Source organism: Pseudarthrobacter humi, from assembly GCF_024294965.1.
Taxonomy (GTDB): Bacteria; Actinomycetota; Actinomycetes; order Actinomycetales; family Micrococcaceae; genus Arthrobacter; species Arthrobacter humi.
The window spans coordinates 22,623-46,193 of record NZ_JANCLV010000022.1 but is presented as its reverse complement, the minus strand read 5'-3'; the positions used below and the strand labels follow the sequence as shown (position 1 = coordinate 46,193).

Here is a 23,571-nt window from a genome sequence, read left to right as displayed (position 1 = left end):
TTGTTGAGAAGACAAGCCGATCACTGCAGCGTGATTATGCCGACCTTTTTGTCCCGTCCGCCGCCTGGAACCTGGGACCGCAGACCAACATCGGCATAATCACGACATCGGCATAACAGGTGTTATGCCGATGTCGGCATAACACGTGGGACATCACCAAACTCGCCGGCCCGGTCAGGGGCAAGTACTTCGACTGCTACATGATGGTCGATATCCATTCCAGGTTCATCGTCGGCGCACACGTCCACGCCACCGAATCCGGGGCGCTGGCCGTGGAAATGATGAAGGGAATCTTCGGAATCCACGGCATCCCCCAGGTCGTGCACGCGGACCGTGGCACGTCCATGACCTCCAAAACCGTCGCCGCGCTACTCTCAGATCTGGAGGTCACCCGATCGCACTCCAGACCCCGGGTGAGCAACGACAATCCCTACAGCGAGGCGCTGTTCAAGACCCTCAAATACGGTCCGGAATTCCCCGAACGCTTCGCCTCAGTCCACGACGCCGGAGCCTTTATCAGCGGTTTTGTGGACTGGTATAACCATCACCATCAGCACTCAGGCATCGGTTTCCACACGCCCGCGAACGTGCACTACGGCCACGCCGCCAGCGTCGCCACGGAACGATCGGCAACCCTCGCGGCAGCCCGCACGAAACACCCCGAACGCTTCACCACCAGCACTGATCCCCAGATCCTCGCGCTCCCAGGACCAGCGTGGATCAACCAACCCAAGGAAATCACCCAACAGTCAGCCGCCTAACTCCCGTTGGTACCGTTCAGCTTGAAAAATTCCGTGTGGCCGTTGCGTTCCACCAGGTCCGCAATGTAGTCGCTCATACGGCCGGTCATTTCGCTGGGACCTTCTGATTCTTCGGCCGCGATCCGCGTCAGCACGACCGCGGCGAGGCCGGCGTCGTCGTAGAGAAGACTCATGCCCCAACGCTACGCGACCGGTTCGCCGCACGTGGCTGTTCCCCGCCGAGCGTTTCCAGGCCACTAAACAAAGGCTGCGGGCCGCCGTCCAGGAGGTCAACGGGGCGGCATCCACCGAGGCTGCCCGAGGGTGTAACCATCCAGAGGGTGAAGTAGTTGTGCGGGATTTTCAGTTCCATCGCCCGTTTGAAAAGGTCTACCACCGTCGGGTGGAGCTGTCCGCCGGCGAGGAACTGGAATCCCGGGCAGAAGGTCCCCTCGTCAATAAAAACGCGGACGAGCTGCTGCATCACCGGTTCCGGATCTTCCATGAGCTCGGACAGGCGGCTGCTGACCTGACCCAGTGAAGGCAGGGCAAATTCCGCCCTGATGGCCGCCCATATCTGATCGCTGATCGGCTCGCGCCCGGGGCTCACCGCTGCCTAATAGCCATCAGCGATGGACTCCAGGAGCCACTGGCTAGAGAGCGGATCACGGCGCAGCGTGAACGTACGCAGCGCGGAGTTCGAGGCCAGGCGTATTATCTCCCCTTGTGGATCGTATGGGCTGGTCAGGAGCTGGTGCTGGTGTGAGCCACGTTGGGCACGTCGGTGCTGTTGTAGCTACTTCCATCAGTTCCAGAGGTCTTGTGCTGTTCGTAGTGTGGCTTTTGTCCAGAAATGGCCGTTTTTCTTCACGGCGTGGTTGGGCGGTTAGAGGTTCACATGAGGAGGGCTTGAGCGCGCAGCTTCAATGACGTCGTTTGGTGATGGCGCTAGTTCATTGATTTTCATGACTTAGCTCCCACCCCGCTGTAAGGGTCGGTCAGTGTGGCGGACGTGCGAAAGCGCCTGCATGAATCGTCACACTAGTTCAGCTCCCGATTTCGGCGGCGGTCGCTTCCTGTGCCTTCTGATGGAACCACTCGATGTGCTCTTGCAGGAGTCGGGCTGCGAGCTCTCCTTCGTGTGACTGGACGGCGTCGAAGATGCCGTGATGCTGGTTTCGAAGTGTGGAGATTACGTCGGGCCAGGCGTCCATGGCGTCCATTGCGCCTTTAACGTAGCCAACAATGGCGCCGCTGAGTGATTCCATCATGGTTGCGACCACAGCGTTCCCTGCCAGGGAGCTCAGGGCGACATGGAACCTGGCGTCCAGTTCATGGAACGTTTCACGACTGATGCCGGGATTGTCCATGGCTTGCAGGAGCTGGGCTGCCTGTTCTAGGTCCTCGTCGCCTCCTGTACGGTTCGCGCCGGCCCGGGCGGTCCAGGTTTCGAGCAGGATGCGGGTCTCGACAATGTCTTCGACCGGCAGTGTGCTGCTGGCGACGTGCAGTCGTAGGGCCGATGACAGGCCCGCGGAGGGGTCGGAGACGACGATTGCCCCGGAGGAGGGTCCGGATCCGACCGAGCTGCGCAGTATTCCCATGGCGTCCAGTACCCGGATGGCCTCCCGCACCGACGCCCTGGAAATCCCGTAGCTTTCGGCGAGGGTGCGTTCTCCCGGGAGCCGGTCCCCGACTTTGATTTTGCCCGAGCGGAGGTCCGCCTCGATGTCCTTCAGGAGCGCGTCATGGGTACGACGGCGGGGTGTTGCTCCTGCTTCGGCGGTGATCACGGGCGGTTCCTTACGGGCGGGCAGTGTGCGGGCCAGGGGGCGGCCCGCACACTGCGTCTTGAGTAGGCTGGACGCTAAGGCAGCATCCAGCCGAGGATGGGAGTGGACTGGAGGTAGGAGAGGGTGCACAGCACCAGCAGCAGCGCCACGCTCCACCCGACTACTTTACGCAGGATCACCGATTCCTTGCCTTCAAGGTTGACCGCGGACGCCGCGATGGCGAGGTTCTGTGGGCTGATCAGCTTGCCCACAACACCACCGGAGGTATTGCCGGCCACGAGAAGGTTCGGATCGATTCCTGCTTTCATGCCGGCGGTCTGCTGCAGCTTGGCGAACAGGGCATTCGCGGAGGTGTCGGAGCCGGTGACGGCCGTGCCGATCCAGCCGAGGACGGGTGAGAGGAAGGCGAAGAAGGTTCCGGTGCCGGCCAGCCAGGTGCCGATGGAAATGGTCTGTCCGGAGAAGTTCATGACGTAGGCCAGTGCCAGGACGGTGATGATGGTCAGGCCTGCCCAGCGCATCCGGTAGATGGTGTTCCAGATTTCTTTCACGGCGTTGCCGACGGTGATGTTGTAGCGGCCGTTTTCGTTGTACTTGGAGTACACGGCGGCGACGATCAGGCCGGTGAGCAGGAGAAGGGTGCCGGGGGTGGAGAGCCATTGGAAGGAGTAGATGGTGGAGGAGACGGGCTTGCCTGCTGCGTCAACGAGTGCGTCGTGCAGGATCGGCCACGGGATCTTGATGTCGGTGGAGGCCAGGAACGCGGGGACGTTTACACCGAGTTTCCAGAGTTTGGCGATGCCGAAGACGACGATGACCAGGAAGTAGGGGAACAGGGCGAGCCAGGTCCGCATCGGGGTCAGGCGGTCCGCTGCGGTGTCGGGGGTGCTGGTGAGGGTGGTGGCCCGGTGTGAGCCGCCGCCTGTGATGGCGGATTCCTTTTCAACGGCTGCGGCGGCCACACCGAGGCGGTCGCGTGCTTCGGAGCTGCCCTTCGGGGTCCAGACGCGGAAGAACAGTACGGCAGCGCCGAGGCCGGCGAGGGATGCGACGATGTCGGTGAGTTCGTAGGAGAAGTAGTTCGAGCACAGGAACTGCGCGATGGCGAAGGCGAAGCCGACGGCGAGTGCGGCGGGCCAGCAGTCTTTCAGGCCCTTGCGGCCATCGAGGATGAAGAGCAGGATCAGCGGCACGATGGTGGCCAGCAGCGGTGCCTGGCGCCCGACGATCGAGGCGATGTCCGTGGCGTGGAGTCCGGTGAGTCCCGCGGCGGTGGTGATGGGGATGGCCATGGCGCCGAAAGCGACCGGGGCGGTGTTGGCGACCAGGACGGCTGCCGCGGCGCGCAGCGGCGGCAGTCCGAGGGCGAGGAGCATGGTGGCGGTGATCGCGACAGGTGCGCCGAATCCGGCGAGGGCTTCGAGCAGGCCGCCGAAGCAGAAGGCGATCAGGACAGCCTGGAGCCGGACGTCGCCTTTACCGATCACGTCGAAGACGCGGCGGAGGTCCTCGAAGCGTCCGCTGAGGACAGTGACCTGGTAGAGCCAGACGGCCATGATGACGATCCACAGGACAGGGAAGGCGCCGAAGACGCCGCCCTGGGTCGCGGAGAGCAGTGCAAGGCCGGCTGGCATCTGGAATGCCACGATGCCAACGAGCAGGGCCATCAGCAGGGCGAAGGCCCCGGCGACATGGGCTCTGGTCTTGACGACGGCGAGCAGGATGAAGAACGTCAGTAGCGGCAGCAGGGCGACGATGGCCGACCACATGACGCTGTTGAGCACCGGGTCGGTGCTGGGTGTGAACTGGTCCACGGAGTTCCTCCACATTGAGGGGGGTGACAGGGGATATGGTCAGACCTCTGTGGTCGGACCATCAGAGTGTAGCGTAAATTTTCCTGAAAGTGTGAGCGGCTTCACTTGGATTCGCCGGTTGCCAGTGGCGTCGGTCACGTGATCTACTATGGTCAGACCACAAACCCCTTAGCCCGAAAGGCTGCCATGCGAATCGCTTTGTTCGCTACGTGCATCGTGGATGCGATGTACCCCGCCACAGCGCGTGCCACCGTGAAAATCCTGGAACGGCTGGGACACGAAGTTGTGTTCCCGTCCGGCCAGGCCTGCTGCGGGCAGATGCACGTCAACAGCGGCTACCTCAAGGAAGCTGTCCCCGTGATCGCCAACCACGTCGCCGCCTTCGACACCGAGGACTACGACGTCGCCGTCGCACCGTCCGGTTCCTGCGTCGCCTCCGTGAAGCACCAGCACCCCATGGTCGCCCGCTCGTGCGGCGACAAGGATCTGGAAACACGTGCCACCGCAGTCGGTGCCAAAACCTATGAGCTCTCCGAACTGCTCGTGGACGTTCTCGGCGTGACCGATGCTGGCGCGCAGCTCGGTTCCTACTTCCCGCACCGCGTCACCTACCACCCGAGCTGCCATGGCATGCGCCTGCTCCGGCTCGGGGACCGGCAGGCGCGGTTGCTGGGCAGTGTCGCAGGGATCGACATGGCCGAACTGCCGGAAGCTGACCAGTGCTGTGGCTTCGGCGGCACGTTCTCGATGAAGAACGCCGACGTCTCCTCCGCCATGCTTGAGGACAAGACGGCGAATATCACGGCAACAGGGGCAAGCCTGTGCGCCGGAGGGGACGCGTCCTGCCTCATGCACATCGGCGGCGGCCTCTCCCGCCAGGGCAGCGACATCACCACCCTGCACCTGGCCGAAATCCTTGCCAGCACCCTCGAGGAGCCCGCGTCCGTCACCGGCGAAGTGCGCATCTCCACCGGAAAGGCCACGCGATGAGCACTTACCTCGGCATGCCCTCCATACCTGTCTATGGCACGGGCAACCTGCACGCCTCCGAGTCCTTCCCGAAGGCCGCCCACCGCGAACTCGGGAACGCCCAGCTCCGGGCCAACCTCGGCCACGCCACCCACACCATCCGTGACAAGCGGATCGCTGTGGTCTCCGAACTGCCGGACTGGGAACAGCTGCGCGATGCCGGTTCCGCGATCAAGGAATCTGTGATGGCACGGCTGCCCGAGCTCTTGGAACAGTTCGAGAAGACCTTCACGGCCCGCGGCGGCGTCATTCACTGGGCCCGCGACGCCACGGAGGCCAACGAGATCGTGGCCGGGCTGATCCGGGAGACCGGTGAAACTGAAGTGGTCAAGATCAAGTCCATGGCCACGCAGGAAATCGGCCTGAACGAGTACCTCGAAGAGCAGGGCATCGCAGCGTTCGAGACCGACCTCGCCGAGCTGATCGTCCAGCTGGACCATGACAAGCCCAGCCACATTCTGGTCCCGGCGATCCATAAGAACCGCAGCCAGGTCCGGGACATTTTCCTGCGCGAAATGGAGGGCGTGGACCCTGATCTGACCAACGAACCGGCCCGCCTCGCCGGTGCCGCCAGGGCGCACCTGCGCCGGAAGTTCCTTACCGCCAAGGTCGCCGTTTCCGGGGCCAACTTCGCACTGGCAGATTCGGGCACCCTCGCTGTTGTTGAATCTGAAGGTAACGGCCGGATGTGTCTGACACTGCCCGAGACACTGATTACGGTGATGGGCGTGGAGAAGCTTCTCCCCACCTGGCAGGACCTTGAAGTGTTCATGCAGCTGCTGCCGCGTTCCTCCACCGGGGAACGGATGAACCCCTATACCTCGCTCTGGACCGGCGTCACCGAAGGCGACGGGCCGCAGAACGTGCACCTGGTGCTTTTGGATAACGGCCGCAGCGCCGCGCTGGCAGATGAAATGGGCCGGTCCGCGCTGCACTGCATCCGCTGCAGCGCCTGCATGAACGTCTGCCCGGTTTATGAGCGCACGGGCGGCCACGCCTACGGCTCCACCTACCCCGGGCCTATCGGGGCGATTCTCTCACCGCTGATGACCGGCATCCAGGCCGAGGAGAACAACTCGCTGCCCTACGCGTCCTCACTCTGCGGGGCCTGCTATGACGCCTGCCCGGTAAAGATCAACATCCCCGACATCCTGGTGCACCTGCGCAGCGTCGATGTGGACAGCAAACGCGGCAAGAAGAAGATCCCCACCCAGATGGATGTCGGCATGAACGCCGCCTCCTGGGCGCTGTCCTCAGGAAAACGTCTCGGCCTTCTCGAAAAGGGGCTGCCGCTGGGACGCCTGGCCGCCGGCCCGGACAAGAAGATCACCAAGCTGCCCGGCATCGCCGCCGGCTGGACCCAAAGCCGCGACATCCCGGCACCCCCCTCGCAGTCCTTCCGGGACTGGTGGAAAAAGGAACACCGGACACCAGAGCCAGACGCTGCCCCCGCCGCGTCCCAAGATCAGGAAAACCAGCCATGAGCGCACGCGAAGAAATCCTCGAGCGGATCCGCACCGCCCTGAAAGACAGCCCCGTGGCGCCCGAGATCCCGCGGGAGTACCGGGCGGCATCCCAGCTGGATGAGGAGGCACTGATCGAGCTGCTGGTGGACCGCCTGATCGACTACAAAGCACAGGTCTCGGTCGTGGACAACGCAGAGGTCCCGGCGCGGATCGCGGAACTCCTCGCCGACGCCGGCAGCTACGTCGTGCCCACAGGGCTCGACGCCGGCTGGCTCACAGGACTCGAACTCGAACACGACAGCCGGCGCCGCCAGGACTCGGCCGCAGCGCCGCTGTCCGTCGCCGAGCTCGACGGCATCGACGCCGTCGTGACCGGCAGCGCCGTCGCCGTCGCCGAGACCGGGACCATCATCCTGGACGGCAGCCCCAACCAGGGCCGCCGCGCGATCACCCTGGTCCCGGACCACCACATCTGCATCGTCAAAACCACTGATATAACCGGGATCCTGCCCGAAGCGCTGCGCCGGATCGACGGCACTCGGCCCCTGACCATGATCAGCGGCCCGAGTGCCACCAGCGACATCGAACTTGAACGCGTCGAGGGAGTCCACGGCCCCCGCAAGCTCGACGTCATTATCGCCCGGTAGGATCCGGGCCGAAAGGCACCAACGCAGTTTCCGTTCCCCTCCGCAGTTGAACGAAAGGTACCCGCATGACTTTCTACCGCCATGACCTCTGGCACACCCTTCTCGGCGCCCTCGTGGAAGTCCGGAAAAACGGCACGGTCGTTCGGGAAGGACTCGTTGAGGATGTCATGCCCGATTCCTCGGCGCTCTGGATCGCCGCCGACGGGCTCACCGGCCGTGTTCTGATCGAAGCCGCTGAAGGACACGAGGTGTGGGTCGAGCCCAGAAAGCTTGAGGGTCAGCGCTCCTACCGGATGACATCGCTAGCACTTCAGGACGGGAGCGGACATCGGGCACGCAGGAACGCCGGCCATGGACGGCACCGCTACCGCGTCAGAACTGCAGTGACGGACAAGGCGTCGTAGACACCTTGCTCCGGCTTTCCAATACCTTCGCCACGAAATGACCGCCTGACCGTAACTAGGGCAGTTATGGCAACAGCCACGGCAGCACGGACAGGGGATCTATCCGCGTTGCCGTGGCCGCACCCCGCGCCGGGACGGCAGACACGCGTCTAGCCAGTCATCTTCTATGAATCAACGCGACTGGTTGTGACGGAACCCTGACGGGAGCACCATGATCTTATGGATCCTCAAACAGCTAATGGCGGAGAGCTGAGCCTTCCACAGGCGTTCCTCCTGCTGGCAACGAACGATATCGACGGCGAACCGGAGCTGCCGTCTTACGTACTCAGGACCACGGTGGCGGGGGCAATCCTGGCCGAACTGGACCTGCTTGGCGCAATCGAACTGCAGGGCAAGAATGTCCGGGCCACCGGTACAGAGCCACAAACACACCTCCAGCACGAACTGGAGATCATCCGCCACAAATCCCGTCCGCACCCACCTAAAAAGTGGGTCTCCATGCTCGAGGGCCGTGCCGAGGTGCAGCGCGTCTACGAGAGCATGGCCTCCCGAGGCATCCTGGATCAAGTCGGCGAAAAGCACCTCGGCGTGTTCAAGAGCGTGCGGTACCCGGAGAAGGACCATACTCCAGAAGCGGCGCTCCTGAAGAGGATCGAGTCGGCGCTGAGCGGTGGCCGCGCCGAATCGGCGTCCGGTTCCCGTGCCGAGCAGTTGGAGCCTTCAGAAACTGCCCGCGCGGAAACAGATCCCAGGAACCGGGCGCTGATCGCACTCCTGCACGCAGCGCGCTTGCTTGAGAAGCTATTCCCGGCAGCCGATCGGAACCGGATTCAGGACCTGACGCATGACCACTGGCCGGCCCGTGCGGTGGAGGACGAACTTCGCGAGCTCAGGGTGGCTGCTGAACCGCTCGTCTAGGAGACCGTGCTACAGCTTGTAACGGCAGGCCCTCCCTCCCGGGAATATCTTGTCTGTGCCTTCGTGGGCCCGGCCAGTTACTGACGAATGGGAGCCGGAGCGCGACAGGACAGCTTGTTCCCTCGGCCCGAGTCCAGACCAGAAGAGGTAGCTGCAACCGAAGCTGTAAGACTGAAGTTTAAGTTCGGCCGGGGCGGGTTCGTTCTGGGCGGTTTAGTTCGGTCATCAGGGAACGGTTAACGCTGTGGGCTGCTTGCAGGTCTGATGAGAGTGCTGCGACTTGCTGCTGAGCGTGATGAAGCTCTTGGGTTCTCTCGCTGGTTTGTTTGGAGAGGATGGCGTTTTGATCTGTCAGTTCCTGGACGCGAAGGCTTTGGGAGTGGGCGTCCGTGCCGTCGATTTGGTCCCCGAGCAGTTCGGAGATGCGTCGCTGGTGCCTCTGTAGTTCGTGCCTGAGCCGTTGGTTCTCCTGGCGCAGAAGATCACGTTCGACTTGGAGCGAGCCCGTCGTTGATTTTGTTGTTTCCGGGGATGTCACGGAGCCCGTGGCATGTCGTTTCTGTGCTTTCCTGACCTCGTCCAGGAGGGGTTCCTGTCGGACGAGCCACGGGCTGACACCGGCGAGGCGTGCAACCTCGGCTACCGTGATGGGGCTGCGCGTACGTTCCATGGCCTCAAGGGTTGCCAGAACCGCACCTCGTTTGTTATTGCTGTCCTTCTTTCGTTGCCGGACCATGGCGGCCGCGTTGCCCGGATGTTTGCTCACTCGATCTCCTTGCCGTTATCGGTCCTGAGTCTGAGGCTTCCGACCGGGATGAAGGGCTTCTCGACGGCGGTCGGGACGCTGGCGCGGACCCGGCGGAGCACAGCGGAGGCCTCGGCCAGTGACTCCCGCTCGATGGAAGGCAGGTCGGCAAGGCGTGATTCCTGTGCCTGGATAAGGCCCGTGAACGCTTCTATTTCATTCTTGGTGTCCGTGATTAACGAGGGGCGCAGGTTCTGGGCGATCTGCCACGCGAGGTCTTCTTTCATGCGTTCCAGATGCGCCTTGAGGTCAGGCAGGTGGGAAGGATCCGATCTGAAGAACGTACAGCCGCCGCATTGGAAGCGGGCGGGGCATGCCTTGCCTCCTGCTTTGATGTTGGTCGGTTCGGTGCAGTTGCCGAACGGGACGGCCACGGCGGCCATTGAGTAGAGCTCTTCAGCGACGGGGGCGTGGGTGCCGTGGGTGTCGAAGGAGAGTCTTTTGACGGATTCGATGGCTTTACGTTTTCGTGCGTTGGTCACCGTGTAGTACCTGGCTGTGGTGTCCGCGGATCGGTGGTCCATGAGGCGGCGGAGGGTTTCCTGGGCGACTCCTGCGTCGGCCAGCCGTTGGCAGTAGGAGTGGCGGAATGCATAGGCGAAGACGGAGGTTTTGCCGAAAGGAGTCCCCGTTCCGGGGCCGTTTGCCGGGCCGGGCAGGTCCGGGAGCCGGTTATCGATCCAGTCACGGAGCCGGCGGTTGAACCAGGCCGTTTTGAGGTGTTTGTCCCGGGCGCGGGAGCGGAACGTGGGAAACAGCCAGTCCTGCTGCCCGGCAGGCATCGCCTCGATGTGGCGGTCGCGGATGATGAACCACGACTCCAGGGCGTGGGCGGTTTCTGCCCAGATGGGGAGGCGCCTGCCCCTGCGTCTGCCTTTGTCGTTGTGCCACAGCAGGGTGGCTTGACCGGTCCTGTCGTAGCTCAGGCATTCCCTTCGGAGGCTTGCCGTCTCGTTCGGCCGCCTCCCGGCGTCGCGCAGCAGGGTCATGTAGCAGGTGAAGGCTGCTTTATAGACGTCATTGGGGACCGCGGCCGAGGTCGGACTGGCGACACGGGCCGTGGGTAACTGTTTGAAGAGGTACTCGATGACGGGTTCGGGGATTGCCCGTCCGGTCTCGTCGTCAGCGTCTGTCCCTGGGGCGTCTTCTAGTGGGATTTGCAGGTCGTAGTCGAGGGAGAAGGAGAGCGTGGTGTGTTCGAACAGGTCAGAGTTCTTCCGGGTGTAGTCGATCATGCCCGCCACGGTTGACCCGAGAAAGCGTTTGTAGGCGTTGGTCAGGGGTTTTCCGTCGAGCCGCGTCAGGCCGGCCAGTGCATGTGCGAGCACCTTGCCATGCTCGCGGGTCAGTCCGGATGCGTTGGTCGGCGCGGGAAGGCGTCGCGCCGAGCATTGGACGATGAAGTCGGTGCATAGTCTTGCGACGTGAGTGATGAGGGTCGTCGAGGAGGTTTCGGTGGTGGACCGCTCCAGGATCCAGAGCTTGGTCATGTGCCGGGCCCAGTCCAGAGGGATCGGGCGGAAATCCAGGGCAGCCATGGATCGTGCGGAGCCGGATCTGTTTGAAGAGGTCATGAGCAGACCGAACGGGATGAGGTCCGATTGCAGCAGATCACCGTCCGTGGACCACGGGACGTAGCGTTCCAGCAACCTCGCCCGCACCACCCGGAACATGGACCAGGCATTTACGGAACACAGCATATTGCCCTCAGCAAGTGCGTGGGTGTCGGCGTTCAGGAAGGACTTCGTGGCCTGAGGGAATTCCAGCGCCGACTTGATGAGGGCCTTGGTCGTGGTGATGTTGATCGGGAAGCCAATGCGGTCCTGATGCTGAAGGGACCACAGCAGTTCCGTGGCCAGTCCCGGGTGCCGGCGGCGTAGAGGGGCCAGGTTGAGTTCGTACCCGTCGGTTCTCGCCGGCGGCGCGTGGATTTCCCGGTAGCCGTCAGGTTCCAGAGAGACGACAGCTTCGCGTTCAAGATGCAGCGCAAGCTCACTCGGGTCGTGGATCAGCTTGGCGTGCATTCTGCAGATGCCCGTCTGGTTGGCGTGGTGACGTTTGTAGCCGCACCACGGAACTGCGCAATACTCTGGCGCTGCTACCGGATTGGCGGCTTGGGACGCGATCCATTCCTTGATGTCTTCGACTGTGTGGCGTGGTTGGTGGCCCAGACACAGGGGAGGGAGCCGGTCTTTTTGCTGGTGCCATCGTTTGGGGTTCCCCTCCGTCGGGGTCATCAAGGGCACACCAAGTCCCTTGCTACGGTTTGTGCAGTTCGTCACCGAACACAGGATCGGGACGACGCGGGATGCCCAGTTGGTGTCCTGCAGCTGGACTGCCCTTTCGACCCAGGCCTCGGCGGTCATGGCGCCGAGGCGTCTGGTGTGCCGGAGGTAGCGGCCGGTGCAGACGTTGCACAGCCCGCTGCGGCGTGTAAATGAGGGGCCATGGCAGCCAGGGAACCTGCACTGGTTGACGAGCGTGCCCAAGTGGCCAGGAACTCCGGTGAAGACCCAGGCCTCGCTGTCCCATTCCTCCGGCCGCCAATCGTCCCGGATTTCCTGGGCAAGCATGTGCTGGAAGCCTGCAAGGTCCGCGGCCGGGTCGACTGGTTCCGGCCGCGGTAGGACCGGAGAAACATCGAAGATGACTGATTGTCCGCCGCTCATGTGGGCTCCGACGAACGGAACCGGACACGTTCGATGGCCTCGCGCAGGTCCTGGTCGGAGGAGTGCTCATACACGAGCTGGGATGAGGGACTGCGGTGCCCGAGCAGTGCCTGAACGTCCCGCGTCGGCACTCCTGCCCTCTTCCAGCGGGTCGCCGCGGTGTGCCGTGTCATGTGCGGGTTTACCCGGAGCCCAGCACGGCCTGAAGAGCGGTAGAACATCTTCACGGCGTTGGAGTACTTCAACGCTTCCCCGACATGGGACCGGGAATACAGGTTGACGAAGACCATCGGGTTGGAATCCTGGGCCAACCGGTCGATGCGGTCCTCAAGGTACAGGTAATACAGGGTGCAGACCGCTTCAGTGACCGGGACTGTGCGTGGGTTCGAGGATTTGGACAGCGCAGCGTTGGGATTCTGTCGCCGCCGGACGTGGATATGTGGCCCAACGGACACACAACCGACGGCACGCGAGTCATGGAAAAGGTGCAGATCCTCTGTCCGCAGCCCCAAGGCCTCACCGATCCGGACGCCCGTTTCGACCATCAGTGCCACCAGGAAACGGTCACGGTGGTTGGAGACCGCCTCCAGCAACGACTCCGCACCGGTTTCATTCAGCAACTTCGGGGCTTCTTCGATTTCCTTGACGCGAACTGCCCGGGACCTCAACACCTGGCCCGGCAGGAGTCTGTCACCGGAATAGCCGTAGGCGATTCTGGTTTCGTAGAAGCCTGCGGCCGTCTTCTCACTGACCAGATCACTGCGCGCGGCCCACATGTAGAACTGGGTTATTGCCGCGGCATACTGGTTCATTGTTTTCCCGCTCCGGTAGCGCGGCTCACGATATTCCGCGTTTCCCTCCGGGGCGTTCAACGCGGTGACGGCGAGCTCCCGGATGAACCGGGAAACGACAGGAACACCGTCAGTCCAGTCCAACCTCGCCGGACCGAGCCAGGTGAAGAAAGCGGCCAGGCGCTGCGCGTAGGCCCGGATGGTGTTGGCGGACCGGGCAGAACCCAGAAGGTAGTGAAGGTAGGCGCTGGCCTCAGAATGCAACTCGTAGGTGGAGGAGTCCACTACTGCCCAGGACGGGCCTCCAGCCTTGTGGATGACGCTGAACGCGATCCAGCGCCGTGAAATCGGGACGATCGGGTGGGTGGTCGACGGAAACGGAATCAGGGACTGCGGCATACGAACGTACCTCGTCAGGGTAGATAATCCGTGCGTTCCGAGACGACCCTAATGCAGAACCTACATCGCTGTGAACCCCACTTGAGGGCAGATAAGGCCAACCTGGACCCGCCAGTATTCGACGCTCACCAAGTCACCGCTTCCCACGGCTGCCGTGCGTCTGGTGTCCCACCAGGACTCCCGGCCGAACCAGTGCACCGGATTGGCCATAACGGCCCATATGCGGCCGTTATACCTCACCGCCAGGGGGTGCCCGGCAGGGGTGAACCGGACATCCACGGGGATGTCCAGGGCTGTTTCACTTGCTGTTACTGTCACGGCTGGTCCGTTCTCCCAAATTCCTGTTCATCATTTCTTCCCGGCGGGTTACCGCCGAACTCCACACCCAGGTCCGATAGGTCACCGGACCGTCCTTCCACGTCACTTCCGCGGCTTTCGCCGTCCAGGCGTACACCTCGCCGTCTACCAGCTCCGCGCAGTTCGGGAACCGGATCCACGCCTTCACCGGGATCCCCGGGAACCCGTTCTTGGCCGGGAAATGCTCGAAATCGAGCTCTTCCACGGTCAGCCCGATCGGGCCGGCACGCCGCGCATACTGCGCCTGCAACGCACTGGCTTGTTCCGGTCCCATAACACAACCTTAGAACATATATTCGAATCGACACTCCAAAAATGCGGCCACCAAGGCCGCAGAGGTTCAGAATAAGGGCGGGCACCGACAACGAACGGGTTGCACGCCAATGGGGACAGCTTTGAGCTGCGCGGAGGGCTCCACCTGCCCCCAGTGGGCACAACCCGTCCAAGGCGATCTACAGGGGTTACCGGTCCTTGATGGGCGTGGGGAGTTCGACGGCGGCGGGATCCAGCTCGGGTCTGGCCCGGACCATCGACAAGGGGTGTCGGAAAGACTTACCGGACCACGCGACGTCGGCCGCCACTTCAACGACGAGCGGTTCTACCAGCGTCAGGTGCACCGGGCCTTTGTCCTTACTGAATCTGTTCAGCGAGCCTTCGCTGATCTCTTCGGGCCATGGATGCCCGGGCTGCGCCGGGCGGAGCTGACGGCCCAGCTCACGCCCTGCCCGTGTTGAAAGGACTGTAGAGCGGCCGACGATCCGCAGCTGCCCATCAATGGGCAAGCCCGCGATGATCGCTTGGGGCTGCGTCAAGGGTCCTATGACGGCCGCGCAGACAACGTCCAGAACGTTCTTCTGTTTCAACTTCAACCTTATCTGCACTAAGCGAGCAGGCGCTAGATGTACTTGGCCATGACGTTGGTGACATCTGTCTTGAAGTGAGGAGGGCCCCCGGGGCTTAGTGGAGGTATCTGACATCTTCACGGCCACGGAGGTCCTCATGTCCCACGCTAATGCCCGTCTGACCTTTCATGGGAGATTTCTTCTCGTTGAAAGAGTGATCGGTGATCATCGGCCCGTTGCCCACGTCGCGAAGGAACTGGGTGTCTCCCGGCAATGCGCCCACCGCTGGGTGAAGCGGTTCCGGGCGGAGGCTGAGTCCGGTCTTCTCGACAGGTCCAGCCGCCCTCACCGGACCCCGTCCAAGACCAGCGCTGAGCGGGAGGACGCGGTCATCGCCGCCAGGACGGAGTTCAAGTGCGGGCCGGCGCGGTTGAGCCGTGCCACCGGGGTTCCCGAACGAACCATCTCGCGGATCCTCACCCGACGCGGCCTCCCACCTCTTGCTTCCTGCGACCCCGTCACCGGTGTCCTCATCCGGGCCACACGGTCAACGGCGGTCCGTTACGAACGCCAGCGCCCGGGAGAGCTGATCCATGTGGACGTCAAGAAACTCTGTGAGTCTTATCAGCAGCTGGTCTGGGACTGGCTGGCAGGATGGTACTGGCCGTCCGCCTCGTGGTTGTGACTCAAAGAAACTATGACCATTAGTGTCTTTCGCCCGACTTGTCCTTCCGCCGGGGTGGTCGGCCGGTACCTGTCCGGCCCACTTCGGTGACTTGATCAGAAGATTGTCCGCGTCTTTGAGCGCGTGACTCGTCACAGTGCTGTTCCGATGTGATCCCTACCCGGACCGGTACCGGCCAATAGCGGCCGGACCCTGTCCATCACCGAGGAAAGGTGCTGTACCGCCATGTCCATCGTCGCGCATTCCCATCCGTTTGTCGTGGGGGTTGATACCCACGCCCGGAATCATGTTTACGCGATCCTCGCCGCTGGGACCGGCGAGCTGATTGATACTCGGGACTTCCCAACGACGTCTGTCGGCATTAGTAGGGCCATCGCCTGGGTAGCCCGCCGAACGGAGGCAGACGCTGACACGCTCTGGGTCATCGAAGGCGCCGGATCGTACGGGGCAGTCCTTGCCGGTACTGTTGCAGCCGAGGGCTTTCCGGTGGCCGAGGCGCCACGCATGGATGCGAAGAAGCGCCGCGGCGTTGGGAAGTCCGATGCCTTGGACGCCCGCCAGATCGCTGCGGCCGCGCTGTCGCTGCCACTGGAGAAGCTGCGCCGGCCCAGAGTGAACGACGGGGTCCGTCAAGCCCTGAGCATTCTGATCACGGTACGCGACGCCATGAGCACCGAGCGGACCCGGTCGGTTAACGCGCTCACCGCACTGCTGCGCACACACGTTTTGGGACTTGACGCACGGAAGCCTCTTTCAGGCGAGCAGATCACTGACGTCTCGCGGTGGCGTTCGCGCGAGGAGGAGCTCTCCCTAACCATTGCTCGCGCCGAGGCGGTACGCCTGGCCAAGCGTGTCCTCGAACTAGATGACCAGCTCAAAGCCAATGAGAAGCAACTGACCGAACTGGTACAGATCAGCGAGGCCGCGCCGCTGCTTCAGGAAATGGGTTTTGGGCCCGTCACTGCAGCAACCTGCCTCACCACCTGGTCTCACCACGGACGGGTTCGAAACGAGGCCGCCTACGCCTCCCTGGCCGGCGTCAACCCCATCCCTGCTTCCTCCGGAAACACCGTCCGCCACCGACTGAACCGAGGGGGAGACAGAAGCCTGAACCGCGCCCTCCACATGGTCGCACTAACCAAAATGGCCCACGATCCTGAAACCCGCAAATACGTCGAGAAGCGGCGGGCAGAAGGCCGCACCAACAGGGAAATCCGCCGATGCATCAAGCGCTACCTGGCCCGACGCGTACACCGCACGCTCAACGCCTCCTTCACCACGAATGCCGCTTGACAGACATAGAAGAGTCGGAAGGATCCCTGACGGCGGGGGCTGGCGGGCCCATGGCCGCTCGGAGAAGGTCCGCGGGCGCGGCATTGGATTCGACTACATCCACGCCGCCATCGATGACCACACCCGCCTGGCCTACGCCGAAATCCACCCGGACGAGAAAGGCCCGACCGCGGCGGCATTCCTCCTCCGAGCCGCCCGGTTCTTCAAAGCGCAGGGCATCAGGACAATCGAACGCATCATCACCGACAACGCCTTCGCCTACCGGAAGTCCGCCGCTTTCAAGGCCGCTGCGGCACAGCTCGGCGCCGAACAGCGGTTCATAAAACCTCACTGCCCGTGGACCAACGGCAAGATCGAGCGTTTCAACCGGACCCTGGCAGCCGAATGGGCCTACGCCAAGCCATTTACCAGCAACATCGAACGAGCTGCGGCACTTGACCCGTGGCTGAACTACTACAACACTGAACGCATCCACGCCGCCATCAAAGGCACCCCGATCACGCGAGTGTCACTAACCTAATGGCCGGGTACAGCTAGACGCCGAAGTCTTTCCGAGACACGGGCCGGCCTGGCACGGTGCGAGGCCCGCTGCGTGCCGTGCCAGTTCATGCAGCCGAATGCGAAGACTCTCCGGAGCCTGGGCCGGCCGCGCTGGCAGGCCGGGGGGTTGGTGCGTCGGTAGTGCCGGTTCCTGGGCAGCAGGACTGCAGCGGCCAGCAGTGAGGCGATGAGGGACGCCGCCAGGATCCCTGTCGTCGCCTGGTCACTGTAGTAGTTGCCGTGGCCGAAGCTGAGTTCCGCGACCAGCAGGGAAACGGTGAAGCCGATCCCGCCGAGGAGCGAAACCCCGAAAATATCGATCCACTTGATGGAGCGGTCCAGTCTGGCCCTGGTGGCCTTGGTCAGGAGCCAGACCGTTCCGAGAATTCCGACTGGCTTGCCCACCACCAGGGCGATGATGATCCCGAGGGTTACCGGGTTCGAGAACAGGGATCCGATCCCGTCCCGGCCGCCCACCTGGACACCGGCGGCAAAGAAGGCAAACACCGGCACGGCGATACCAGCTGAAACGGGGCGGAGCCGGTGCTCCAGGATCTCGGCTAACCCGCCACCGGGCTGCGGTCCGCACTGGGAGCTCGCGAGCGGGACGGCGAAGCCCAGGATGACTCCTGCAACAGTTGCGTGAATGCCTGAATTGTGGACCAGCACCCAGGCTGCAGCGCCCAGGGGAAGCAGGATCAGCCAGGCCGCTGCCCGTGTAGTAAAGAACCGCCGGTACCTGTGCGCAAGAAGGGTGTAGGAGCCCAAGGCGAGAAGCACCAGCAGCAGCGGTGCCGGACGAATGTCTTGCGAGTAGAAGAGCGCGATGATGCCAATGGCGATCAGGTCATCAACCACGGCGAGTGTCAGGAGGAAAATCCGCAACGCGCCCGGCAGGTGCGACCCGATCAGGGCCAGAACTGCGACGGCGAAGGCGATGTCCGTCGCTGTTGGGATTGCCCATCCCCTCAGCGTTTCGGGACTGGTCAGGTTGACCATGGAATAGATGATGGCGGGAACAGTGACCCCACCGGCGGCAGCGGCAACGGGCACGACCGACTTGCTGGGCTCGCGCAGATCCCCGATCAGGAACTCCCGCTTAAGTTCAAGGCCGACGAGGAAAAAGAAGATGGCCAGCAGACCGTCCGACGCCCACTCGCCCAGGCTGAGCTCCAGATGCCACGGTTCGTATCCGACCCGGAAGTCCCTCAGCTGGAAGTAGCCGGCAGACAGCGAGGAGTTTGCCCAGATCAGCGCGATGATCGCAGCTGCCACGAGCAGCGCGCCACCGACAGTCTCTTTGCGCAGGATAGAACCGATGCGCAGCAACTCAGAAGAACTTCCCCCTCCGAGCAGGAAGAAGCGGGGGCGGGCATCCGGGGAGTTCTGGTCCATTCGGTGCGTCCTCGAGTAGTCCCGACAAGACAATGTCCATCGCCGACGTAGCGGTCAGCGCAGCCGGGTGAATGTCACGTTAGTTCCTCCATGAGCCGGGCGAGGATGTCATTCATAGCCAGCAGCCCGACGAGCTGGTTGCCCTCCACCACCACCAACCGGCTGAGGCGGTAGCGGCTCATCAGGGCCGCCGCCTGACGCACCGACAGCTGCTGGTTTACGGTGATCGCGGGGATGGTGGCGGCGTCATAGACGTTCAGGAGGTCCACATCCCCTTCCTGGGCAACGACGGTGTCCAGGAGTTCTCTGTAGCTCAGCATGCCGTAGGCGTCGTGGGCGTGCTGCCGTTCCACCACCAGGCTCTTCACCTGGCGCTCCTTCATCGTCGACAGTGCCTCCCGCAGTGTGCTGTAAGGGGAGATCGTGACGACCTCGGAGACCATGACATCTTTGACAGTGAGCATCTTCTTCCTCCTCGTAAAGTACTGGACCGGCTCAGGCGCCGTCGCGGCGCAGATGCTCCTCGAACCTGACCACCTGCCGCATATCGATCCCGGTCAGGTGCTCGATCGGGATCGCGAAGGCAAGGCCCCGGGATTCGGTCCCCCTCACCAGTACCTGGTGCAGTTCCTTCAGGATCGGTGCGGTCAGGTGCGTTCCCACGACCATCAGCAGCACGGACTGCGTCCCTTCGAAGGTGAGCCCGAAAAACGTCTTCCTGGCCTCGCCCCCGATGCCCTTGCCCGGCAAAATGGTCACCCCCGTGGCGCCGGCCCGCTGGGCGTGTTCAATCACCTTGTCTTCAAGCTCGTCCGGGGCGATAACGATAACTGCTGTGAATTTCATGCCGGTTCCCTCCTTAGGCGGGGAAATCTCTCCATCACCATGGCATACGCCATGACCGAGATGACAGGAAATATGGAGGCGTACGCGATCAGGCCAAACCCGTCGATCAGCACGTTCCGTCCCTCCACGGCTGCCGCAAGGCCGATCCCGAGGGCGGTCACCAGCGGCACTGTGACCTCCGACGTCGTCACCCCGCCGAGGTCGAAGGCCAGCGCGATGATGTATTTCGGGGCGAAGAACACGAGCACGATCGCGACGGCGTAGGCGGCCATGATGAAGTAGTGGAACGGCCCTCCCACCAGAATGCGGTAGACGCCAAAACCGATCCCGAGGGCGACACCAACGGCGACAATGACCCGGACCGCGAACGCGCTGATCTTGCCCGGAGATGCATCCTGCGCCTGTTCTCCGATGGCCACCAAGGCAGGTTCGGCCATGGTGACGGCAAAGCCGATGAGCAGCGCGAAGAGCAGGATCAGGGCCGGGACTCCCTGTTCGATCAGCTGCTCCGCCATGAGGGTGCCGAGCGGGAACAGCCCGAGCTTGAGCCCCACGACGAAGGCATACAGTCCCACCAGGACCATGATGAATCCGACGACGACCCGCATGGGGTGGGGCAGCCTGCGCCGCAGAGCGACCCATTGGAAGAAGAGGACAACGGCCACAATAGGCAGGACCTCCCGGACCATCGAGGCGAGGCCAAGGATCATGCCGACCACCCAATCCGTTGGGTCCTCCCCGGTGTCGGTGACCGGCGGAGCCGGCCCGGCACCGCCGAAGGTGTAGACCCAGATGCCGTAGAGCTGGACCCCGATCATGGGAACCATCACGCACAGCGCGACCAGCCCAAAGCCGTCGGCGAGCAGGCTGCGGCCCCTGATGGAATTCGCCAGACCGAGACCGATCGCCGCGATAAGCGGAACACTGACAATGTTGGTGGTGACCCCGCCCGAATCGTAGGCAAGCCCAATGATCTCCGGCGGGGCGATATACGTCAGTCCCAGCGCCATTGCGTAGCCAGCGATCAGCAGTTTGTACACCGCCCAGCCCCGCAGGACCCGCAGGACGCCCAGGACCAGGACCAGCCCCACCGATACAGCGATGACGAAGCGCAGAACCAGTGCATTGATCCGACCGTCGCTGACCAGTTGGGCCTGCTCCGCGACAGCGATCACCGCTGGCTCCGCGACGGAGGCAGCGAAGCCAATGGCAAACCCAAAGGGCAGCAATAACCCCAGGGCCCCGCTCCGGACAAACTGGTTAGCCAGGTTCTTGCCGACCGGGAAGATACTCAGATCCAGGCCATGCAGGAACAGGGCAATGCCCACAGCCACGATCAGGAGCCCCGCCACCAGCTCCAGTGGGTCATCGGGCATGGAGCGGAACACCAGCAGTTGGAACAGGACAACGACGATCACGATGGGCAGAAGGTTCCTGAGCGCTTTAAGGAATTCGCGGGCGAATCGGCGGAGGTGCTCCATCGGGTCCTTCCCCGAAATGATCCTGCGAGTACCTGGTTTCTCAGTCTGCCGGTCCAGCCCAGTCACAACTACCAACCAAGGCTCGTGTGTCAATGGACGGCACTCGCGGGTCCACGGTTGTCATCGCCCGCTTGCTGCGAGCCGGGCGACCCGGCGTTCAAGTTCGGCGATGCGATCGGTGATCGGTTGGCTGTGCAGGATCTCGGCGACCTGGTCGGCCTCGTCCTCCTCCAGCACGATCCTTGCCACGGCGCGATCGGGCTCGGCCGGGTCGTAAATGAAGATTTCGCATCTGCCGGGACGCGCGGTGAGGATGCGGAATTGCTGGCCGTCGCGGGTCTGGCAGTCGTGCAGCACGCCGGCGCCGGGCACGGTGGAGTGGGTGGTCTCCATGGGGCCCTCCGTTCCGTCGGTTCTTTGGGTAGGTCCAGTCTCCCGCCGCAGTCAGGGAGGTGCCATGGGGCCTGACACCCATTTCCGGTGCGCTGCGCGCCCGGCAATCCGCCGCCCGTGGGTGCGGGCCCTCATGGACAAAGGAGGCCGGCCGCGTAAGGCTAGTCAGATGCGGACTCCGCTCGAAACCAGCGCTGTCGGCGCGACCGCCGGGCTGCCTCCGAAGGGACCGGCACAGTTGCTGTTCTGGCGACTGTTCATCATCAACGGATTGCTCTTCGCGATAGGCACGCTCGTGTTGGCGCTTTCCCCGGCGACGGTGTCGTCTCCCGTCCTGCTCACCGAGGTACCGGTCCTGCTGATCGGGCTGGCCCTCATCCTCGCCGCGAACGCCGCCCTGGTCCGGGCCAGCCTGGCACCGCTGGACGCGTTGACGACCGTGATGCGCCGCGTGGGCCTGCTGCGGCGCGGTGGAGATCGGGCACCCGAGGCCGGCAACGGCGACCTCGAGCACCTCATCCGCACCTTCAACGAGATGCTTGACCGGTTGGAGGCGGAGAACAGCGCCAGCAGCGCCCTCGCGCTGGCCGCGCAGGAGGGCGAACGTCAGCGGATCTCGCGGGAACTGCACGACCAGATCGGCCAGAGCCTGACCGTCGCCCTCCTAAGTCTCAAGCGGGTCGTCGACCGGTCTCCCGATGAGTTGCGCGAGGAGAGCCTCGTAGCCCAGGCGGCGGTCCGCGCGAGCCTGGAGGAAGTCCGCCAGGTGGCTCAGCGTCTGCGGCCGGGCGTGCTCGCGGACCTCGGCCTGCGGAGCGCGCTGAGTTCGTTGGGCTCGGAGTTCTCCCGCTCGAGCGGGATCCCGGTGGTCTGGGAGCTCGATGACGATCTTCCCGACCTCAGCGGGGAGGTCGAGCTGGTGCTTTACCGCATCGCGCAGGAGGCGCTCACGAACGTCGCCCGTCACGCGCACGCAACACGAGTCGATTTCGCGCTCACCTCGACGCCGGAAGGGCTGACGCTGCGTATTCTCGACGACGGGACGGGCGGCGAGTTCCGCGAGGGCGCAGGCATCCGCGGGATGCGTGAACGAGCCCTGCTCATCGGTGCCGAGCTGACGGTCGCCGCACGGCCGAGCGGGGGGACCGACGTTCGCCTCGTCGTTCCCGGCGTCGGAGCGAGGAGCTGAACCGATGGGTGAACCCACGCGCATCCTGCTCGCCGACGATCACGCCCTGGTCCGCCGGGGCCTGCGGATGATCCTCGACGCCGAGCCCGATCTCACCGTCGTGGCGGAGGCAGCCGACGGCACAGAGGCTGTAGCCGCTGCGAAGGCAGGCGGGGTGGACCTCGCTGTTCTCGACATCGCGATGCCTCAAATGACCGGGATCCAGGCAGCGCGTGAGATATCGCGGAGTGCGCCCGACGTTCGAATCCTCATCCTGTCCATGTACGACAACGAGCAGTACTTCTTCGAGGCGCTGCGAGCCGGGGCCTCGGGTTACGTGCTCAAGTCGGTCGCGGACCGCGACCTCATCGAGGCGTGCCGCGCAGCGATGCGCGGGGAATCATTCCTCTACCCCGGCGCGGTCACCGCTCTTATCCGTGACTATCTGGAGCGCGACCGCCGCGGTGACCGGATGCCGGACAGCATCCTCACGTCCCGCGAGGAGCAGATTACAAAGCTCATTGCAGAAGGCAACTCCGCCAAGGAGATCGCCGACATCCTCAGGATCAGCGTCAAGACCGTCGATCGCCACCGGGCCAATGTCCTGCAGAAGCTGGGGCTGCGCGACCGGCTGGACCTCACACGGTTTGCCATCCGCACCGGACTCATCGAGCCGTAAGAGAAGCCGACGATATCCAGGAAATCACTTCGGAATGGGCAGGTGAGGCAGGCCAGCCGGTTCAATCTGGACTGACAGTCCTTTCGTTCCCGGTACAGGTTCCGTCGGAGGGTTGCCGACTCCCTCCTGGTCCGATTCGGGGCTCGAAACCTCTACGCCTCGAACCCTGGTGTTTCAAGACAGCCGGCAGGAGCAGACTGCTGCTGATATGTCTGCCGGGGCGGGCCGCGTTCTTTACCATTGAAGGATCAGCTGAAGGTCAGCGAGGGTGACATCAGCGCTGCGAAAAGACCGCCATTTATCGCTGTAATTCACGCAGCTACGACTATGCCAATTCTTATCCGGGAAAACGCTGAAGCTGTCCCGCAGAGGGTTCAGCTAACGGCCACAGACCGTCCTTCCTGCACGGATTTGAGG

Annotated in this window: 23 protein-coding genes and 3 pseudogenes; 11 read left to right on the top strand and 15 right to left on the bottom strand. The window is 63.4% G+C overall.

The features are described 5' to 3' along the window. Positions 1-143: 143 nt before the first annotated feature. A pseudogene (locus NFC73_RS19810) lies at positions 144-761 on the top strand (transposase); the annotation flags it as partial. On the opposite strand, the gene NFC73_RS19805 reads toward NFC73_RS19810, so the two are convergent. The 4 genes from NFC73_RS19805 to NFC73_RS19790 form a co-directional block, all read right to left on the bottom strand. Further along, a complete protein-coding gene (locus tag NFC73_RS19805) occupies positions 758-934 on the bottom strand; it encodes a hypothetical protein (RefSeq protein ID WP_254753043.1) in 177 nt (58 codons plus the stop codon). The pseudogene NFC73_RS19810 and the gene NFC73_RS19805 sit on opposite strands and share 4 nt — an antisense overlap. Continuing rightward, positions 931-1,350, bottom strand: coding sequence for a hypothetical protein (locus NFC73_RS19800; RefSeq protein ID WP_254753041.1), 420 nt, complete (start codon positions 1,348-1,350; stop codon positions 931-933). Before NFC73_RS19800 ends, NFC73_RS19805 begins: the two co-directional genes overlap by 4 nt. A 436-nt stretch (positions 1,351-1,786) precedes the next feature. After that, complete coding sequence (locus tag NFC73_RS19795) at positions 1,787-2,533, bottom strand: FadR/GntR family transcriptional regulator (protein WP_237429435.1); 747 nt, start codon at positions 2,531-2,533, stop codon at positions 1,787-1,789. Positions 2,534-2,607: 74 nt separating this feature from the next. Continuing rightward, the gene (locus NFC73_RS19790) at positions 2,608-4,347 is read right to left on the bottom strand and encodes an L-lactate permease (RefSeq protein WP_254753039.1); all 1,740 of its coding nucleotides are present in this window, start codon (positions 4,345-4,347) and stop codon (positions 2,608-2,610) included. Positions 4,348-4,533: 186 nt separating this feature from the next. Between NFC73_RS19790 and NFC73_RS19785 the strand changes: the two genes are divergently transcribed. From NFC73_RS19785 to NFC73_RS19765, 5 genes are all read left to right on the top strand, one after another. Next, entirely contained in the window at positions 4,534-5,337 is an 804-nt protein-coding gene (locus NFC73_RS19785; protein WP_157238333.1) for a (Fe-S)-binding protein, read from the top strand. Continuing rightward, on the top strand, positions 5,334-6,860 hold the full coding sequence (locus tag NFC73_RS19780) for a LutB/LldF family L-lactate oxidation iron-sulfur protein (protein WP_254753037.1): 1,527 nt from the start codon (positions 5,334-5,336) through the stop codon (positions 6,858-6,860). Before NFC73_RS19785 ends, NFC73_RS19780 begins: the two co-directional genes overlap by 4 nt. Then, positions 6,857-7,489: a LutC/YkgG family protein gene (locus NFC73_RS19775; RefSeq protein WP_157238331.1), complete on the top strand. Its 633-nt coding sequence runs from the start codon at positions 6,857-6,859 to the stop codon at positions 7,487-7,489. The genes NFC73_RS19780 and NFC73_RS19775 overlap by 4 nt, the downstream gene beginning before the upstream one ends. A 65-nt stretch (positions 7,490-7,554) precedes the next feature. After that, positions 7,555-7,893 carry a hypothetical protein gene (locus tag NFC73_RS19770; protein ID WP_157238330.1) on the top strand — a complete coding sequence of 113 codons (339 nt, stop codon included), beginning with the start codon at positions 7,555-7,557 and terminating at the stop codon, positions 7,891-7,893. Positions 7,894-8,112: 219 nt separating this feature from the next. After that, positions 8,113-8,811: a GOLPH3/VPS74 family protein gene (locus NFC73_RS19765; RefSeq protein WP_157238329.1), complete on the top strand. Its 699-nt coding sequence runs from the start codon at positions 8,113-8,115 to the stop codon at positions 8,809-8,811. Between the two features lie 178 nt (positions 8,812-8,989). Here NFC73_RS19765 and NFC73_RS19760 read toward each other — a convergent pair whose 3' ends face one another. From NFC73_RS19760 to NFC73_RS19735, 6 genes are all read right to left on the bottom strand, one after another. Further along, entirely contained in the window at positions 8,990-9,577 is a 588-nt protein-coding gene (locus NFC73_RS19760; protein ID WP_157238328.1) for a hypothetical protein, read from the bottom strand. After that, the gene (locus NFC73_RS19755; RefSeq protein ID WP_237429439.1) at positions 9,574-12,285 is read right to left on the bottom strand and encodes a tyrosine-type recombinase/integrase; all 2,712 of its coding nucleotides are present in this window, start codon (positions 12,283-12,285) and stop codon (positions 9,574-9,576) included. Before NFC73_RS19755 ends, NFC73_RS19760 begins: the two co-directional genes overlap by 4 nt. Then, positions 12,282-13,475, bottom strand: coding sequence for a tyrosine-type recombinase/integrase (locus NFC73_RS19750; protein WP_157238326.1), 1,194 nt, complete (start codon positions 13,473-13,475; stop codon positions 12,282-12,284). The genes NFC73_RS19755 and NFC73_RS19750 overlap by 4 nt, the downstream gene beginning before the upstream one ends. Positions 13,476-13,535: 60 nt before the next feature. Beyond that, the gene (locus NFC73_RS19745; protein WP_308292701.1) at positions 13,536-13,793 is read right to left on the bottom strand and encodes a hypothetical protein; all 258 of its coding nucleotides are present in this window, start codon (positions 13,791-13,793) and stop codon (positions 13,536-13,538) included. After that, on the bottom strand, positions 13,774-14,106 hold the full coding sequence (locus NFC73_RS19740; protein ID WP_248761335.1) for a hypothetical protein: 333 nt from the start codon (positions 14,104-14,106) through the stop codon (positions 13,774-13,776). The genes NFC73_RS19745 and NFC73_RS19740 overlap by 20 nt, the downstream gene beginning before the upstream one ends. Before the next feature lie 187 nt (positions 14,107-14,293). Next, positions 14,294-14,695, bottom strand: a complete 402-nt coding sequence (locus NFC73_RS19735; protein ID WP_254753035.1) for a hypothetical protein — start codon at positions 14,693-14,695, stop codon at positions 14,294-14,296. A 136-nt stretch (positions 14,696-14,831) separates the two neighbouring features. Between NFC73_RS19735 and NFC73_RS19730 the strand changes: the two are divergent. The 3 genes and pseudogenes from NFC73_RS19730 to NFC73_RS19720 all read left to right on the top strand — a co-directional run. Next, positions 14,832-15,287 (top strand): annotated as a pseudogene (locus NFC73_RS19730) (leucine zipper domain-containing protein); the annotation flags it as partial. A gap of 297 nt (positions 15,288-15,584) precedes the next feature. After that, complete coding sequence (locus NFC73_RS19725) at positions 15,585-16,652, top strand: IS110 family RNA-guided transposase (protein ID WP_254753033.1); 1,068 nt, start codon at positions 15,585-15,587, stop codon at positions 16,650-16,652. Positions 16,653-16,659: 7 nt separating this feature from the next. Beyond that, a pseudogene (locus tag NFC73_RS19720) lies at positions 16,660-17,172 on the top strand (integrase core domain-containing protein); the annotation flags it as partial. Here NFC73_RS19720 and nhaA read toward each other — a convergent pair. The 5 genes from nhaA to NFC73_RS19695 all read right to left on the bottom strand — a co-directional run bounded on the left by nhaA (position 17,169) and on the right by NFC73_RS19695 (position 21,307). Further along, positions 17,169-18,587, bottom strand: a complete 1,419-nt coding sequence (gene nhaA, locus NFC73_RS19715) for a Na+/H+ antiporter NhaA (protein ID WP_254753031.1) — start codon at positions 18,585-18,587, stop codon at positions 17,169-17,171. The pseudogene NFC73_RS19720 and the gene nhaA sit on opposite strands and share 4 nt — an antisense overlap. Before the next feature lie 74 nt (positions 18,588-18,661). Further along, positions 18,662-19,051 carry a CBS domain-containing protein gene (locus NFC73_RS19710; protein WP_254753029.1) on the bottom strand — a complete coding sequence of 130 codons (390 nt, stop codon included), beginning with the start codon at positions 19,049-19,051 and terminating at the stop codon, positions 18,662-18,664. Between the two features lie 31 nt (positions 19,052-19,082). Further along, complete coding sequence (locus NFC73_RS19705; RefSeq protein WP_254753027.1) at positions 19,083-19,433, bottom strand: P-II family nitrogen regulator; 351 nt, start codon at positions 19,431-19,433, stop codon at positions 19,083-19,085. After that, complete coding sequence (locus tag NFC73_RS19700; RefSeq protein ID WP_254753025.1) at positions 19,430-20,914, bottom strand: DUF1538 domain-containing protein; 1,485 nt, start codon at positions 20,912-20,914, stop codon at positions 19,430-19,432. The genes NFC73_RS19705 and NFC73_RS19700 overlap by 4 nt, the downstream gene beginning before the upstream one ends. A gap of 120 nt (positions 20,915-21,034) precedes the next feature. Next, a complete protein-coding gene (locus NFC73_RS19695; protein ID WP_254753023.1) occupies positions 21,035-21,307 on the bottom strand; it encodes a cation:proton antiporter regulatory subunit in 273 nt (90 codons plus the stop codon). A gap of 169 nt (positions 21,308-21,476) precedes the next feature. Here NFC73_RS19695 and NFC73_RS19690 point away from each other — a divergent pair, with 169 nt between their 5' ends. Beyond that, positions 21,477-22,496, top strand: coding sequence for a HAMP domain-containing sensor histidine kinase (locus tag NFC73_RS19690; RefSeq protein WP_254753020.1), 1,020 nt, complete (start codon positions 21,477-21,479; stop codon positions 22,494-22,496). Positions 22,497-22,500: 4 nt separating this feature from the next. Further along, entirely contained in the window at positions 22,501-23,154 is a 654-nt protein-coding gene (locus NFC73_RS19685; RefSeq protein ID WP_254753018.1) for a response regulator, read from the top strand. The last annotated feature ends 417 nt before the right edge of the window (positions 23,155-23,571 follow it).

Coding starts and splice junctions, on each gene's coding strand:
- NFC73_RS19805 (WP_254753043.1), bottom strand. CDS start 934: ATGAGTCTTCTCTACGACGACGCCGGCCTCGCCGCGGTCGTGCTGACG.
- NFC73_RS19785 (WP_157238333.1), top strand. CDS start 4,534: ATGCGAATCGCTTTGTTCGCTACGTGCATCGTGGATGCGATGTACCCC.
- NFC73_RS19780 (WP_254753037.1), top strand. CDS start 5,334: ATGAGCACTTACCTCGGCATGCCCTCCATACCTGTCTATGGCACGGGC.
- NFC73_RS19775 (WP_157238331.1), top strand. CDS start 6,857: ATGAGCGCACGCGAAGAAATCCTCGAGCGGATCCGCACCGCCCTGAAA.
- NFC73_RS19770 (WP_157238330.1), top strand. CDS start 7,555: ATGACTTTCTACCGCCATGACCTCTGGCACACCCTTCTCGGCGCCCTC.
- NFC73_RS19765 (WP_157238329.1), top strand. CDS start 8,113: ATGGATCCTCAAACAGCTAATGGCGGAGAGCTGAGCCTTCCACAGGCG.
- NFC73_RS19755 (WP_237429439.1), bottom strand. CDS start 12,285: ATGAGCGGCGGACAATCAGTCATCTTCGATGTTTCTCCGGTCCTACCG.
- NFC73_RS19750 (WP_157238326.1), bottom strand. CDS start 13,475: ATGCCGCAGTCCCTGATTCCGTTTCCGTCGACCACCCACCCGATCGTC.
- NFC73_RS19740 (WP_248761335.1), bottom strand. CDS start 14,106: ATGGGACCGGAACAAGCCAGTGCGTTGCAGGCGCAGTATGCGCGGCGT.
- NFC73_RS19725 (WP_254753033.1), top strand. CDS start 15,585: ATGTCCATCGTCGCGCATTCCCATCCGTTTGTCGTGGGGGTTGATACC.
- nhaA (WP_254753031.1), bottom strand. CDS start 18,587: ATGGACCAGAACTCCCCGGATGCCCGCCCCCGCTTCTTCCTGCTCGGA.
- NFC73_RS19710 (WP_254753029.1), bottom strand. CDS start 19,051: ATGCTCACTGTCAAAGATGTCATGGTCTCCGAGGTCGTCACGATCTCC.
- NFC73_RS19705 (WP_254753027.1), bottom strand. CDS start 19,433: ATGAAATTCACAGCAGTTATCGTTATCGCCCCGGACGAGCTTGAAGAC.
- NFC73_RS19700 (WP_254753025.1), bottom strand. CDS start 20,914: ATGGAGCACCTCCGCCGATTCGCCCGCGAATTCCTTAAAGCGCTCAGG.
- NFC73_RS19695 (WP_254753023.1), bottom strand. CDS start 21,307: ATGGAGACCACCCACTCCACCGTGCCCGGCGCCGGCGTGCTGCACGAC.
- NFC73_RS19690 (WP_254753020.1), top strand. CDS start 21,477: ATGCGGACTCCGCTCGAAACCAGCGCTGTCGGCGCGACCGCCGGGCTG.
- NFC73_RS19685 (WP_254753018.1), top strand. CDS start 22,501: ATGGGTGAACCCACGCGCATCCTGCTCGCCGACGATCACGCCCTGGTC.